General features: G+C 54.6%; 11 protein-coding genes. All 11 read left to right on the top strand.

Features of this window, described 5'->3' with window-relative positions:
- Positions 1-15 precede the first annotated feature (15 nt).
- Positions 16-1,035 (top strand): dipeptide ABC transporter permease DppB, encoded by a 1,020-nt coding sequence (dppB, locus tag AB1E22_RS09065; RefSeq protein ID WP_367597351.1) that lies wholly within the window; start codon positions 16-18, stop codon positions 1,033-1,035.
- A 9-nt stretch (positions 1,036-1,044) separates the two neighbouring features.
- Positions 1,045-1,962, top strand: a complete 918-nt coding sequence (dppC, locus tag AB1E22_RS09060; RefSeq protein WP_367595037.1) for a dipeptide ABC transporter permease DppC — start codon at positions 1,045-1,047, stop codon at positions 1,960-1,962.
- An 11-nt stretch (positions 1,963-1,973) separates the two neighbouring features.
- Positions 1,974-2,957, top strand: coding sequence for a dipeptide ABC transporter ATP-binding protein (dppD, locus tag AB1E22_RS09055; protein ID WP_367595036.1), 984 nt, complete (start codon positions 1,974-1,976; stop codon positions 2,955-2,957).
- Entirely contained in the window at positions 2,954-3,958 is a 1,005-nt protein-coding gene (gene dppF / locus AB1E22_RS09050; protein WP_367595035.1) for a dipeptide ABC transporter ATP-binding subunit DppF, read from the top strand. Before dppD ends, dppF begins: the two co-directional genes overlap by 4 nt.
- Before the next feature lie 690 nt (positions 3,959-4,648).
- Positions 4,649-5,230, top strand: coding sequence for a cellulose biosynthesis protein BcsO (bcsO, locus tag AB1E22_RS09045; protein ID WP_367595034.1), 582 nt, complete (start codon positions 4,649-4,651; stop codon positions 5,228-5,230).
- Positions 5,221-6,024: a cellulose biosynthesis protein BcsQ gene (bcsQ, locus tag AB1E22_RS09040; RefSeq protein WP_367595033.1), complete on the top strand. Its 804-nt coding sequence runs from the start codon at positions 5,221-5,223 to the stop codon at positions 6,022-6,024. The genes bcsO and bcsQ overlap by 10 nt, the downstream gene beginning before the upstream one ends.
- Before the next feature lie 19 nt (positions 6,025-6,043).
- A complete protein-coding gene (gene bcsA, locus AB1E22_RS09035) occupies positions 6,044-8,164 on the top strand; it encodes a UDP-forming cellulose synthase catalytic subunit (protein ID WP_367595032.1) in 2,121 nt (706 codons plus the stop codon).
- Positions 8,161-10,512, top strand: coding sequence for a cellulose biosynthesis cyclic di-GMP-binding regulatory protein BcsB (bcsB, locus tag AB1E22_RS09030; RefSeq protein ID WP_367595031.1), 2,352 nt, complete (start codon positions 8,161-8,163; stop codon positions 10,510-10,512). The genes bcsA and bcsB overlap by 4 nt, the downstream gene beginning before the upstream one ends.
- On the top strand, positions 10,512-14,360 hold the full coding sequence (locus tag AB1E22_RS09025) for a cellulose biosynthesis protein BcsC (protein ID WP_367595030.1): 3,849 nt from the start codon (positions 10,512-10,514) through the stop codon (positions 14,358-14,360). The genes bcsB and AB1E22_RS09025 overlap by 1 nt, the downstream gene beginning before the upstream one ends.
- A 2-nt stretch (positions 14,361-14,362) precedes the next feature.
- Entirely contained in the window at positions 14,363-14,830 is a 468-nt protein-coding gene (bcsD, locus tag AB1E22_RS09020) for a cellulose biosynthesis protein BcsD (protein WP_367595029.1), read from the top strand.
- A gap of 9 nt (positions 14,831-14,839) precedes the next feature.
- Complete coding sequence (locus AB1E22_RS09015; RefSeq protein WP_367595028.1) at positions 14,840-15,841, top strand: glycosyl hydrolase family 8; 1,002 nt, start codon at positions 14,840-14,842, stop codon at positions 15,839-15,841.
- Positions 15,842-15,989 lie beyond the last annotated feature (148 nt).

Genomic DNA, 15,989 nt, shown 5'->3' with positions numbered 1-15,989 from the left:
CAGAGAATCCGGGTTATGTTGCAGTTCATCCTCCGACGTCTGGGACTTGTCATCCCCACGTTTATCGGTATCACCCTTCTTACCTTCGCTTTCGTGCATATGATCCCCGGTGACCCGGTGATGATTATGGCCGGTGAGCGTGGTATCTCTCCTGAACGTCATGCTCAGTTGTTGGCCGAACTCGGCCTCGACAAGCCGATGTGGCAGCAATATGTCCATTATATTTGGGGCGTGATGCATGGCGATCTGGGCATTTCGTTAAAAAGCCGTCTCCCCGTGTGGGACGAGTTCGTACCGCGCTTTAAAGCGACCATGGAACTTGGCATCTGCGCCATGATTTTCGCCGTTGCCGTGGGCATTCCGGTTGGCGTTTTGGCTGCGGTTAAACGCGGCTCCGTGTTTGACCACACCGCTGTGGGCCTCGCGCTGACGGGCTATTCCATGCCTATTTTCTGGTGGGGTATGATGTTAATCATGCTGGTTTCCGTCTACTGGAACCTCACCCCAGTATCGGGGCGCGTCAGTGATACGGTCTTCCTCGACGACACCTTGCCCCTCACCGGATTTATGCTGATAGACACCGCTATATGGGGCGAACCGGGCGACTTTATCGACGCCCTGGCACATATGGTGCTGCCAGCCGTGGTGCTCGGCACCATTCCGCTGGCGGTTATCGTGCGTATGACCCGTTCATCCATGCTTGAAGTGCTCGGCGAAGATTATATCCGTACCGCTCGTGCTAAGGGCCTGACCCGCATGCGCGTTATCGTGGTGCACGCTCTGCGCAACGCCATGCTGCCGGTTGTAACGGTTATCGGCTTACAGGTTGGTACTTTGCTTGCAGGGGCGATTCTGACCGAAACCATCTTCTCCTGGCCGGGCCTTGGCCGCTGGCTGATTGATGCATTGCAACGTCGTGACTACCCGGTAGTACAGGGCGGCGTATTGTTGGTAGCGACGATGATTATCCTCGTTAACCTGATCGTCGACTTGCTGTACGGCGTGGTGAACCCGCGTATCCGCCACAAGAAATAAGGGGCCATCATGACGCAATTATCTGCAAATAAAGAGACTGAAAATAAAGTGGTCGCGGCACCTGTTCCTATGACGCCGTTCCAGGAATTCTGGCACTACTTTAAACGTAACAAAGGTGCCGTCGTCGGTCTGGTGTATGTCACCGTGATGATTTTGATCGCCATCTTCGCCAACGTTCTTGCCCCGCATGGCCCTGCCGAGCAGTTCCGCGATGCTTTGCTGCATCCACCGGTCTGGCAGGAAGGCGGTAGCTGGCAGTTCCTGCTCGGGACTGACGACGTAGGTCGCGACATCATGGCTCGCCTGATGTACGGCGCTCGCCTGTCGCTGCTGGTGGGTTGCCTCGTTGTTGTGCTGTCGCTGATTATGGGCGTGGTACTTGGCCTGATTGCAGGCTACTTCGGCGGCCTTATCGACAACATCATCATGCGTGTGGTTGACATCATGCTGGCGCTGCCAAGCCTGCTGTTGGCGTTGGTACTGGTGGCAATCTTTGGCCCGTCTATCGTGAACGCCTCTCTGGCACTAACCTTCGTTGCGTTGCCGCACTATGTGCGACTCACGCGCGGTGCGGTGCTGGTGGAAGTACACCGCGACTATGTGACCGCCTCGCGCGTTGCGGGGGCGGGCTCGATGCGCCAGATGTTCATCAACATTTTACCAAACTGCCTGGCACCGCTTATCGTCCAGGCCTCTCTTGGCTTCTCTAACGCCATTCTCGATATGGCCGCCCTCGGCTTCCTTGGCATGGGTGCGCAACCGCCAACACCAGAGTGGGGCACCATGCTCTCTGACGTGTTGCAGTTCGCGCAAAGCGCCTGGTGGGTCGTCACCTTCCCTGGTGTCGCAATCCTGCTGACGGTGCTGGCATTTAACCTGATGGGTGACGGGCTGCGTGACGCGCTCGATCCTAAACTCAAGCAGTAAAGGGCTACGTAATGGCGTTATTGAATGTAGATAAATTATCGGTGCATTTCGGCGACGAAAAGACACCGTTCCGTGCCGTAGACCGCGTGAGTTATAGCGTAAATCAAGGCGAAGTTGTCGGTATTGTCGGGGAATCCGGCTCCGGTAAATCAGTCAGCTCGCTGGCGATTATGGGGCTGATCGATTACCCGGGCCGCGTAATGGCGGACAAACTGGAATTTAACGGCCAGGATCTTCAGAAGATTTCTGAGAAAGAGCGCCGTAACCTGGTGGGCGCGGAAGTCGCGATGATCTTCCAGGACCCGATGACCAGCCTCAACCCATGCTACACGGTCGGTTTCCAGATCATGGAAGCCATCAAAGTGCACCAGGGCGGGAACAAAAGCACCCGTCGTCAGCGCGCAATCGACCTGCTGAACCTGGTGGGTATTCCGGATGCGGCCTCGCGCCTGGACGTTTACCCGCACCAGCTTTCCGGCGGTATGAGCCAGCGTGTGATGATCGCCATGGCGATTGCCTGTCGTCCTAAGTTATTGATTGCCGATGAACCGACCACTGCCCTGGACGTTACCATTCAGGCGCAAATCATTGAGCTATTACTGGAGCTCCAGCAAAAAGAGAACATGGCGCTGATCCTGATCACCCATGACCTTGCGCTGGTGGCTGAAGCGGCACACAAAATCATCGTAATGTACGCAGGCCAGGTCGTGGAAACGGGGGCGTCGCACGATATTTTCCGTGCGCCACGCCATCCGTATACCCAGGCGCTGCTGCGTGCGTTGCCTGAATTTGCGCAGGACAAAGCCCGTCTGGCCTCGCTGCCGGGTGTGGTTCCGGGCAAATACGATCGCCCGAACGGCTGCCTGCTCAATCCGCGCTGCCCGTATGCGACAGATAAATGCCGCAGCGTAGAACCCGAATTGAACCTGGTGGATAACGGGCGTCAGTCCAAATGCCACTACCCACTCGATGATGCCGGGAGGCCAACCCTATGAGTACCGATAAGGCCACCACGCAGCCGCTGTTGCAGGCCATCGACCTGAAAAAACACTACCCAGTGAAGAAAGGCATTTTCGGCCAGGAACGCCTGGTCAAAGCGCTGGACGGCGTTTCATTTGACCTGGAACGCGGCAAAACGCTGGCGGTAGTGGGCGAATCCGGCTGCGGTAAATCCACGCTCGGTCGCCTGCTGACGATGATTGAAATCCCGACCGGCGGTGAGCTTTACTACCAGGGCCAGGATCTGCTTAAACCGGATGAAACATCGGAAAAGCTGCGTCGTCAGAAAATCCAGATCGTCTTCCAGAACCCGTACGGTTCGCTAAATCCGCGTAAAAAAGTGGGGCAAATTCTCGAAGAGCCGCTGCAAATCAACACCAGCCTGAGCAAAGCGGAACGACGTGAAAAAGCGCTGGCGATGATGGCGAAAGTCGGCCTGAAAACCGAACATTACGACCGCTACCCGCACATGTTTTCCGGCGGCCAGCGCCAGCGTATCGCCATCGCCCGTGGACTGATGTTAGACCCGGACGTGGTAATTGCCGACGAACCGGTCTCCGCACTCGATGTATCCGTACGCGCGCAGGTGCTGAACCTGATGATGGACTTGCAGCAGGAAATGGGGCTGTCGTACGTGTTCATCTCCCACGATTTATCGGTGGTTGAACACATCGCCGACGAAGTGATGGTGATGTACCTGGGACGCTGCGTAGAGAAGGGCACCAAAGACCAGATCTTCTCGAACCCGCGCCACCCGTACACTCAGGCGCTGCTCTCTGCAACGCCACGCCTGAACCCGGACGATCGTCGCGAGCGCATCAAGCTAACCGGCGAGCTGCCAAGCCCGCTGAACCCACCTCCAGGCTGTGCGTTCAACGCCCGCTGCCGCCGCCGCTTCGGGCCGTGCACGCAGTTGCAACCGCAGCTTAAAGAGTACGGTGGTCAACTGGTGGCTTGTTTTGCTGTTGATCAGGATGAGAATGTAGAGATTCGTTAAAAGGTAAAGCCGGGAAGTTTCCCGGCTTTTTAATGGTAGGGCGAGTGCGCAGCGTCACCCATCCGAAGATGTTTGATGGCGCTAACGCTTATCAAACCTACAAAATGTGTTCGTAGGGCGGATAAGCGCAGCGCCACCCGCCTTCTGCTCAACTCTCATGCCGCATTTTTATATCACTCACCCCAATGATGTAATTTAAGACCGCGATCAATAATGGAGTTACCCTCGAGCACACAATTCTATTTCACTGTCCTTTATGTGGAATAGCAGCACACTCTAAAAAATCCCCAAAAACATTCACCCATCTTATAATGTTAATTCTCTACGCGAAATATTTGCTGACCATAAATACTCTTTATGTGTGTGAATCCACAAAAAAAGTCTGCTACCTTTAATGCAATAGTTGTAAATATCGCTTAACCGCAAATCTATTCATCTTGCTGCTTAGATAGTTATTAATAAGAAAAAAAGATGGAGAGATGTCTCCTGCTAACGATATATTGGCTTGAAATAGCGTGGTTTTACTCGGCGTATAACAATAAGAAAAGAAATTATAACGGATGGAAATTAATTATAATTCATTATGTCAATAAGCCAAATTTATTACCTGAAAAGACTTTCTAATAGTAATGGTTTACGCTTTATATTTACGTATCAAATATAAATGTCTTATAAATCATGAGTGTCGCAATGAAAAACTATGATGATTTACAGCGATTCAAGGATAAGACTCACACTGGCGCTATCGAATTCAAGGATATGTCGGCGCAAAACCAACACTCGGATAAAAGCAACTGGGCGATAATCAAACAGTTAATGAATGCTGAGAATGAGGGTTCGGTGCTCTCTCAGGCAGAGAGTATTGCCGTGCCTGTTCCTCAGGCGGTGAAAGCGAATGAGTTTGATAGCAGCCACTTCAAACCGGGGGCGGCGCAACCTATCGACAATTCTGCTTCGCAAGGCTCGATTCTTAACAGCCTGAATAGCGCTCTGCCGCAAAGTGCAGAGCCCGCGCAAAATAAACCTGCAACCGCAACGTTGTTTGAACAACTTGCGCCTGCGGCTCAGCCTGAAGCGACGATAGAACCGGTTAAAGAAGCGATAAAAGAAACTGTGAAACCCGCCCTGGTTTCTGTGCCTCAGGTCTCGGAAACTCCAGAACCTGTGCGTTTTGACAAACTGTTCGCAGCCAAAGGGAACACGGCGCGGAGTCATCCCGCCAAAGACTTACCGCTACAACCGTTGCTGGAGATGATTGCGTCATGCCGTTAGTGTGTGTTTGCTCGCCAAAAGGCGGAGTAGGGAAAACCACGGTTACCGCCAATCTGGCGTATGCGTTGGCTCGGGCTGGCAGCAAAGTGCTGGCGATAGATTTTGATGTGCAAAATGCGCTGCGCCTGCATTTTGGTGTGCCTTTGTCTGATGGCCGCGGCTACGTGGCAAAAGCGATTGAATCAGCCGACTGGAGCCAGTCGGTTCTCACTGCCGGTAGCAATATGTTTGTGCTGCCGTATGGCGATGTCAGCGAAGAACAGCGCCTCGAATTTGAACACAGCCTGGCGACCGACAGCCATTTTTTAATGCGCGGATTAAGCACGCTGCTTAATTATCCGGGGCTTGTGATTATCGCCGATTTCCCGCCGGGGCCGAATCCTGCGCTTAAAGCGGTATCGCGCCTGGCTGATTTGCATCTGGTGACCCTGCTTGCGGATACCGCTTCGCTTTCACTGCTGCCGCACATTGAAAACCATCGCCTGATTGGCGAGCCGCTAAACAATAAAGCGGGATATTATTTTGTTCTCAACCAAAGCGATAATCGCCGCCATATTAGTCGCGACGTAACCGCCTTTATGCAGCAGCGTCTTGGTGATCGTCTACTTGGCATTATTAACCGCGATGAAAGTGTGGCCGAAGCCAACGCCTCTCAGCAATCAATATTCGATTTCAGCCCGGCTTCCGCTGCGGCTTTTGATATTGAGCTGATCAGCAAGCGAGTGGCCGGCCTGCTCGATATAAAAATTGGTGATGGCGCGGTGCATGCCGCCTTGAGAACGTCAAATTTCTGACAATCATCCAGGATGTCCTATGAAAAAGGTCCTGTTTTGTTTACTGCTATTGGTGTTAGCGCCAATAGCGGTGCTTATCATTATTACGCCCATGGACAGCCAGAAGCAGTATATCTTTGGCTTTATTAGCCTCGCTATTCTGTTTGTTCTTGGCTTCAGCAAAAAACACAGCGTGTCGATAATCATGATGGTGGTCTCAGTCTTGATGTCCACGCGTTATATTTATTTTCGCGCCACGCAAACCCTGCACTTTAATTCTGAAATAGAAGCCATTCTTGGCGTGGGGTTATTTTTAGCTGAACTGTATATCTGGGTAATCTTATTACTGAGCTATCTGCAAACCGCTTTTCCGTTGAAAAGGGGAATTGTGCCGTTGCCGGACGATACCTCAACCTGGCCGACGGTGGATGTTTATATTCCCAGCTACAACGAAAGTCTGGAAGTAGTGCGCGACACCGTGCTCGCCGCGCAATGTATCGACTATCCGCGCGATAAAATAAAAATCTACCTGCTTGATGACGGTAAACGGCGCGAGTTTGCGGTGTTTGCGGCGGACGTAGGTGTCGGATATATCACGCGAAACGATAACTCCCACGCCAAAGCCGGTAACCTCAACCACGCCATGAAACTCACTAAAGGTGAGCTGATTTGCGTCTTTGACTGTGACCACGTTGCCACGCGTATTTTCCTGCAGGCGACGGTAGGGGCCTTCCTCAAAGATCCGAAACTGGCGCTGTTACAAACGCCACACTACTTCTACTCGCCGGATCCGTTTGAACGTAACTTATCGGGCGGGCGCAATATCCCTAACGAAGGTTCGCTGTTCTACGGCCCAATCCAGCAGGGTAACGATAACTGGAACGCAACGTTCTTCTGCGGTTCTTGTGCCGTGATCCGCCGTAGCGCGCTTGAAGAAATCGGCGGCTTCGCGGTCGAAACTGTTACCGAAGATGCACACACCGCGCTGAAAATGCAGCGCCTGGGCTGGAAATCTGCCTTCCTGGATATCCCGCTGGCGGCGGGGTTAGCCACTGAACGTCTGGTGCTGCACGTCATTCAGCGTACCCGCTGGGCGCGTGGCATGACGCAAATATTCCGCATGGATAACCCGCTGTTTGGGCGCGGCCTGACATGGCAGCAGCGCTGCTGTTACCTCAGCGCGATGCTCTATTTCCAGTTTGCTTTGCCACGAATCGCGTTTCTCACCGCGCCGCTGGCGTATTTGCTGTTTAACCTGAACATCATTCACTCTTCGGCTGCGCTGATTTTTGCTTATGCGCTGCCGCACCTGTTGCTCACGATCTACCTCAACTCCAGGATGAACGGGCGTTACCGCTACAGCTTCTGGGGTGAGATTTACGACATGGTGCTGGCGTTCCACCTGGTTTTGCCGACGTTTATCACCATGCTGTTCCCGAAACGCGGCAAGTTCAACGTCACGGACAAAGGTGCGCTACTGAACGTCGGTTACTTCGATTTCAGCGTGGTGCGCCCTCATGTGATTATCGCGATATTACTGGCGGTGGCGGTCATCGCCGGGATTGTGCGTGCCTGCGCGCATGATTACTTTGGCGTCGACCCCAACGTTATCGCCCTGAACGTCGGCTGGGGCTTATACAGCCTGGTGTTCCTGCTGGCGGCCATTGCCGTGGCCCGCGAAACGCGTCAGACGCGCAAAACGATTCGTATTGATGTCGATGTTCCGGTCGTCATCCATTACGCCAGCGGTATTTCATCGCGCAGCCATACGCTTGATTTATCAATGGGCGGCTGCCGAATCGCGGTGCCGGATGACCGGCATCTGAGCGATGAAATTGAAGAGATCGAACTGCAGTTGAAATCCGGCTCTATCAGCATTCCGGTGCAAGTGATTGCCAGTGACGAGCAAGCCATTCGCCTGATGTTTGAGGAGATCCCCCTGGACCGCCGCCGTGAACTGGTGCGTGTGGTGCTGGCGCGTGCGGATGCCTGGATTCACCCGCCGAAACCGCAGGACAACCCATTCCGTTCCCTGCTTATCATCATTCGTTGTGTGTTTGACCTGTTCTGGCTGACGTGGAAATCGCGCCGTGAAAATCGCCGTTTGCGTCAGGAAGCAGCGAAGCGCATGGAAAGTGCCAGTGAGGACAACGTTGCATGAAACGGATGACCTTTAAAGTTTGCCAGGTTTTGTTCGCGTTAACAGTTTTCGCTGCCCCTGTGATGGCTGAAGAGCCGACGACAGTAGAGTCGCTGTTGCCGATAGATTTACCGGCGCCAGGGCAAGAAGCCGCGCCAGTATCGGCTCCCGTTCAGATGCCCGATCCGGCTGCGCCATCGGTATTCACGCCGGGGAACGTTAGCAGTATCACCGTGGCGCAAATGGGCCAACCGCGTGGCATCATGCTCAGCGGCGGGCAATTGCAGGCGGGGATTGATTTTACCTTGCCTGGCGATCAGGTCATCACCAACGCGCAACTGTTGCTGAACCTGAAAGTCTCTCCCGCCATGGCGGCGCGAAATACCACATTGCAACTGATGATGAACGGTCAGCCGTTGGGCACCGTTCCGTTGGGTTCCGCCGACAGCGACGTTTCGAACTACCAGTTGGAAATTCCGGCGGCAATGGTGGTGTCGAGCAACAACATCAGCTTTAAAATTAACGATGGCGACGCCCTGCTGTGCCTGCGCGATCTGTCTGATAAATATCAGGTCACCATCATGCCGGACACCCGGCTGGAGCTGGAAGGCCAGCAGCTTAATATCGGCGCGGATCTCAGCCATTTCCCACGCCCGTTCTTTGATTCGATGCAGATGACGCCGGCGTCTTTGACCTTTGCTTTCCCGGCAAAAACTTTGCCAGAGCAGGTGAGCGCGGCGGCACTGGTCGCATCCTGGTTAGGTATTGAGGCGGATTACCGCGGTATCTCCTTTAATGCGTTGCACGACAAACTGCCGGAGAAAAACGGCATCCTGTTTGGTAAACCCGGCGAACAAATTGGCGGCCTTACCCTGCCTGCAACGCAAAAACCGCTGCTGCAAATCATCGATAATCCAGGCAACCCGGTTTACAAATTACTGTTGGTGGTCGGAAATTCAGATCAGCAACTGCGTGCGGCGGCGTGGCGTTTAACGCAGGGTAAATTTGCAGGCCAAACCGCCAGCACTGCGGTAGAAGAGCAGGCGATTCCGGCGAGTAAGGCGTATGACGCTCCACGCTGGATTTCCACTGAACGCCCGGTGCGTTTATCTGAGTTGATGCGTAAAGACCAAAGTCTGACCGCAACAGGCATCTGGCATGCGCCATTAAGTGTTGCCTTCCGCGCGGCTCCTGATTTGTTCTTGTGGGATGGCGACACTATTCCGGTGACGATTGGCTACCGTTTCCCGACGGAAAACTGGATAGACGAAGATCGCTCCTATCTTTCGTTGACCCTCAACGGCAGCTTCCTGAACAACCTGCCGGTAAATAAACAGGGTGCGCTGGAAACGCTGTGGCGTAAATTAGGCGGCGATGCGCGCCAGGAAAGCTACAACCTCGCGCTGGAGCCTTACATGATTTATGGCGACAACCAGTTGTCGCTCTATTTCAACATCGAAACCAAAGAATCGGCACCGTGTAGCGTGCTGCTCAATAACAACATCAAGAGCCGAATCGATGAAAACTCGACCATTGATTTGAGCAAAACGCGCCACTTCTCGCTGCTGCCTAACCTCTCTTACTTCGTGGGGGCTTCGTTCCCGTTCTCACGTTTCGCGGACTTCGCGCATACCATTTTGCTGCTGCCGGAAAACCCAGGCGAGGCGGAAATCAGCACGCTGCTGAATATGGCGGCACGTTCGGGGAATGCGACCGGCACCTCGTTAAATAACAACGCGGTGATGTTTGGCCTGCCGACCGGCGGGGCCAATATGCAACGTCTTGAACAAAGCCACGTGCTGGCAGTGTCGACCATTAATCAGAGCGCGTTTAACCGCACGCTACTGGCTCAGTCACCGTTCACCAGTAACGAGCACTCGTTCGGGGTTCGCGAGCGTTCCATCTGGGACAAAATTCAGAGCTGGCTAGAGGGTGACTGGGGCTCGAAGGGGACTGCCGCAGACCGCTACTTCTCGTCTAACGAAGCGTGGCGCGGATTTGTCAGCTTCCGTTCGCAATGGAATGCGGATCGTGTGGTGGTGATGGCGATTGGCAGCTCTGATGAACAGCTCTCAAGGCTTCAGACGGATTTAAGTTCAGCACGCATTAACGCCGGTATCCGTGGCGATGCGGCGATTATCACTGATGAAAACGGTGTGCGGAGTTTCCGCGTCGGGCAGCAATTCCCGAGCGGCCAGATGCCCTGGTACATGATGGTGGTCTGGTACGCCAACCAGCATTCTGCGCTGTTGGCTATTTTTGGTTTGTTATTCGCGACAGTCATCGGCCTGAGCCTGTATGCCTTACTGAAAAAACGCGCACGTAAACGTCTTAATCCTCAGGATGACGGAAAAAAAGGTGGTCACTAATGAATCATAAAAATAAAACCGCCCGTCGCTTGTTAACGCTGTGCTTTTTTGGCGGCCTGACGTTGGGCGCGCAGGCTGCGGATAACAATCCGGCGTTAAAAGCCTTGTTTGATCAGGCGAATTACTGGCACGAAAAGTCGCACGATGAACTGGCAAAACAAGCCCTGCAAAAAGTGCTGATGGTGGATGCGAATAACACGCAGGCAATGTACCTGATGGCGTTGTGGGCGCAGCAGGCTGGCGATGTGAAAGGGGCCGCGCAGTGGCGTGAGCGCCTTGCGGCGGTTTCGCCACAAGATAACAATTTGCAGGCGCTCGATAACGCGAAACAAATTCAGCAGATCCCGCGTGGGCAGTTGGATTTGGCGCGTCAGCAGGCGCGAAGCGGAAACATCCCCGCAGCCCTGGAAACCTGGCGCGGCTTGTTTAATGGCGACCAGCCGCCGCCGAGCCTCGCGCCGGAATATTACCTGACCATGGCGGGGGATAAATCCCTCTATCCGCAAGCGGTTGAAGGTTTGCGCCAGTTTACGGCGCAAAACCCGCAGGATAACGGCGGGCGCATTGCATTAGGTAAAGTGCTGACCTACCAGGAAGGCTCGCGCCGCGAAGGCATGGACATCCTGCAAAATATGGCGAGTGGCAGCCCGGATGCGGATAAAGCCCTGCGCCAGGCATTGCTTTGGCTTGGCCCAACGGCCAGCGACGAACCGTATTATCAAACTTTCCTCCAGCGCCATCCCAAAGATACGGCGGTGCAGGACTACTACCGTAAAAGCATTGGCGGAGCGGCTAAAGGTGCAGGGTTTACCGCCCTTAACAGCGGCAATACGGATGCGGCGAAAAGCCAGTTTGAACAGGTGCTGCAAACCAACCCGCAAGACGCCGATGCGCTGGCGGGTATGGGCTATATCGCGCAGCGTAAGGGCGATTACACCGCAGCGGCAGAATATCTGAACCGTGCGGCAACGCTTGGCGGTGACAAGTCTGATGAACGCAAACAGCAAGCTGATGATGCCGAATTTTATGGGCAACTGGCGAGCGCGCAGGCGGCCTTCAAACAGGGCAATATCAGCCAGGCGCTGGCGCTTAGTGCGCCGCTGGCACAGCAAAGTGGCGAACGTGGCATGGCAGCGAAACTCTTCCGCGCCGATGTGCAGCGCCACAACAAAGATTACCCCGCCGCAGAGCAAAGTTTGCGCGGTATTCTGAGCGAGCAGCCGAATAACGGCTCCGCCCGTGAAAACTTGTATTACGTATTGCGCGAGCAGAATAAAACCGCAGAAGCCCAGGCCATACTGCAAACGCTGCCCGCCAGTTTGCAGGCGAAATTGCAGCCACGCGTTTCTTCTGGTGGGAATCCTGCCGATCCGCTGCGGCGTCAGGCGCAACAGGCCGCTGTAAACGGCGATCCTCAGCGTGCCATTGAGATTTTGCAGCAGGGCGTAGCACGCTTCCCAACCGACCCATGGCTGCGCCTTGATTTAGCGCGTCAGTTACAAAAACAGGGGCGTACAGCGGAAGCGAGCAACGTGATGGCGCCGTCTTTCCGACCAGGCGCGCCGAACACTGAACTGTATGCCGGGGCGCTGTTTGCCAGCGAAAACAACGCCTGGCAACAATCGCAAACCTTGCTATCACGCATTCCGACGGCAAGCCAGAACAGCGACATGCGCGCCCTTGCGGCGCGGGTGAATTACAACCTGCAAATGTCCGTCGCCGAACGCTACCTGGCGCAAGGCGATACCGTGGCTGCGGCAAACACCTTAAAAGCCCTGGCGATGCGCCCGCCGCAAAGCCCGGCAGATGCGGGTAAACTGGCGAGAATGCTGGCCCAGACGGGTGATTTCAGCACCGCGGTGACTATCGTGCGCGACAATATGCGCAATGGCGTGCAGGGCAATGCGGGGGATTATGCAGACCAGATTGCGGTTCTGAATCAGGCCGGGCTTGGCCGTGAGGCGCAGGCGTTTCTTGCCAGCCCGGAATTGCAGTCACGCAGTACCTCCACGCAGCTTGCCAGTATTCGTAACGGCTACGTGATTAACGAAGTCGATCAACTGCGTACGCAGGGCAATTACGCGGCAGCGTACGACAAGCTGATCCGCGCCATGCAAAGCGACCCGCAAAATACCGACCTGATGTTTGCCATGGCGCGGCTGTACCAGTCCGGCAAAATGAACAAAGAAGCGGGCGTGGTTTACGACTACCTGATGACGCGCGACACGCCACAGCAGGATGCGCGAGCCGGTGCTATCGACGTGGCGCTTGCCAATAAAGATGTTGATAAAGCGAAACAACTCACCGCCGGGCTGCGCAACGACGACACGCCGGATCGTCTGCTGTTACGGGCGCGCGTCGCCGAAGCTGAGGGCAATCATCAGCAGGCAATGAGCTATTTGCGTACCGCTCGTGGGAAACTGCTTGGCCTGCAAGGCACCAGCGGAGACACCGCACCGATGCTCGGCGGGCTTGCGCTGGCAGATAACCCGTTCACGCCGAAAACCTCTGTTGCCCCGCAAACAGCCTCAAATTCGCTGTATGGCGAGGCGATGCCGTGGCAGGTTGCGCAGTTAGCGCGTAATCCACAAACGGCTCCAGCGGGCACCACACGTACCGATCTGCCGGTTGAAACGGCGCAGGCGGGTACGTTGCGCCAGGTGGATAACATGATGGAGCAACTCACCGAGAAAACCGCCACCTGGGCGCAAGGCGCGGTATCCGTGCGCGGGCGCGATGGCGAAAGCGGCCTGAGCAAACTCACTGAAATCAAAGCGCCGTTGCAGTGGTCAACGGTGCCGTTTGGCGACTCCCGTTTAGATCTTAACGTCACGCCAATCAGCCTTAATGCGGGTAGTTCATCTGACGAATCCAGCCGCCGTTTCGGTACCGGGGCGTTGATTCAGGGGCAGGTGGGCGAGGAGATGTATAACGCCTCCACGACGACGCCGCCTGAGTTACCGAATATCGACAAAATAAAAGTGCCGTCTCAGGGCTCGCAAAGTGCCTCGGGCGTGGAAGTCGCGATGGCGCTGACCGGCGAGCAGTACAAGCTGGACGTCGGTTCCACGCCGCTGGGCCAGGATTTGAACACCGTGGTCGGTGGCGTCCAGTGGTCACCCCAGCTAACCGATTACCTGAAACTGGTTCTGACCGGCGAACGCCGTGCGGTTGTCGATAGCCTGCTTTCTTACGTCGGCGTGGAAGATAAATACAGCGGCAAGAAATGGGGCCAGGTGACGAAGAACGGCGGTAGCGCGCAGCTAAGTTACGATAACGGCGATGCCGGTTTTTATGCGGGATTCGGCCTGTATAACTATTTGGGCGAAAACGTGCCGAGCAACAATAACGTCAACGGTTCGGCGGGTGTTTATCTGCGTCCATACCGTGCTGATGACCGCGAGCTGAAAACCGGCATCAGCATGAGTTACATGAACTTCTCGAAGAACCTCAGCTACTTCAGCTACGGGCAGGGCGGCTATTTCAGCCCGCAGGATTACGTCAGCGTCTCCTTCCCGGTGGATTACACGCAGAAATTTGATAACTGGAAAATGTCGGTGGGCGCATCGTTGGGTTATCAGTCTTATACCCAGGATGAAAGCCCGTACTTCCCTGGCGACTCGCGTTTGCAGTCGCAACTGGAAGATTACGTCTCCCGTGGCTTTGCGAAAGAAGCCTGGTACAGCGGCAGTAGCGAAAACGGCCTGGGCTATAACCTGCGTGCCGCAGCGGATTACAAAGTTAACAAGGACATGACGATTGGTGGTCAGGTCGGGTATGACACCTTTGGTGATTACAACGAAAGTACCGCGCAGCTCTACTTCCGTTACTTGCTTGGGAATAATTAATCATGAATGACGCGCAGCTTATGCAGTACTTTCAAAGTCAGCAGACTCAATCGGGCTGGTTCTCTTTGCTTCAGACCATGATTGAAAGCATGGTGCAAAATGCGGGCGAAGCGGAAAGCCGTCCGTTTCTGATACAAATGGGTGACACACTGGCGGGGCGTCACCCGTTAGCCTTAGCGCGAACTGTGGGCGAACTCGAAGCCCAGATAAATGTTCAGCTCGCCCGTTTCAACTGGGGCTATATTGATATCGAGGCCAGCGAAACGGCAATGTTGATTCGCCATATGGCCTTACCTGTTCCCGCTGAAGAAGCGCAGCAGGCTTCGTGGAACAATGCGTTCAGCGCGGTTCTGGAAGGCGTATACGCCCGCTGGATACGCGATCAGGGCGGCAAACCGCATGTGTCGCTGTGGCGCGAATCTTCACCGTCAGCAACAGTGGTACACTTTCGATATCAAAACAGTCGATGAGGTGCTCCGATGTGGCAGCGATGCAAAACGCTGATAGTGGCGGTGTTAGCCCTGGTTTTTAGTCAGCAAGCGCTGGCTGATACGGCATGGGATAGCTATAAATCACGGTTTTTAATGCCCGATGGTCGAATCGTTGATACGGGCAATAAAAGCGTCAGCCACACTGAAGGTCAGGGTTTTGCCATGATGATGGCGGTGGCAAATGGCGATCGCGACAGCTTCGATAAGATGTGGAACTGGACGCGAAAAACCCTTAAAAACCCCGAAAACGGTCTTTTCTACTGGCGATATAATCCGGTCGAAGCGCAGCCGATTCCCGACAAAAACAACGCGACCGATGGCGATACGTTTATCGCGTGGGCGTTGTTAAAGGCGGGCGAAAAGTGGAAAAACAAAGATTATCTCAACGAGTCAGACGCGATTACTAAGGCACTAGTGGCGCATAACGTTGTCCGGTTTGCGGGCTATCAGGTGATGCTGCCGGGGGCAAATGGTTTTAATCGCAACAGCTATCTGAATCTCAATCCCTCCTACTTTATTTTTCCGGCCTGGCAGGATTTTGCTAACCGCAGCCATTTAATGGTGTGGAGAGATTTAATCAACGACGGTCAGAAGTTGTTGGGGAAAATGCATTTTGGCGACCCGCAGCTCCCTTCTGACTGGGTTTCGCTCTATTCCGATGGGCGAACGGTTCCTGCAACGCAGTGGCCTGCGCGTTTTAGTTACGATGCGATCCGCGTTCCACTCTACGTGTATTGGTTTAACCATAACAGCGCGGAGCTTGGCGTCTATAAAGCCTGGTGGGGACGTTTCGCCCGTGACAAAACCCCTGCCTGGGTTAACGTCACAACCGGGAATACCGCGCCTTATATGATGGCCGGTGGGTTGCTGGCGGTGCGGGATTTAATCCTGCAACCTGCGAGCGTGGCGCAGCCGCAAATTACTGCTCAGGAAGATTACTATTCGGCGAGTTTGAAGATGCTGGTGGCGTTGTCGGTGTCGGGAACATAAATGACCCCCTCCCAACCTCCCCCTTGCCAGGTGGAGGCGCTAACTGCTCCCTCCCCTGATAAGGGGAGGGCCGGGGTGGGGTCCAGGCCAGACTCTTGCCTTTGCCTTGATTTGCCCCCCGATCTTGTCCGCTCCAGGCCAAAACAAT

Source organism: Buttiauxella gaviniae (assembly GCF_040786275.1).
Taxonomy (GTDB): domain Bacteria; phylum Pseudomonadota; class Gammaproteobacteria; order Enterobacterales; family Enterobacteriaceae; genus Buttiauxella; species Buttiauxella gaviniae_A.
This window is presented reverse-complemented; position numbering and strand designations above follow the sequence as displayed.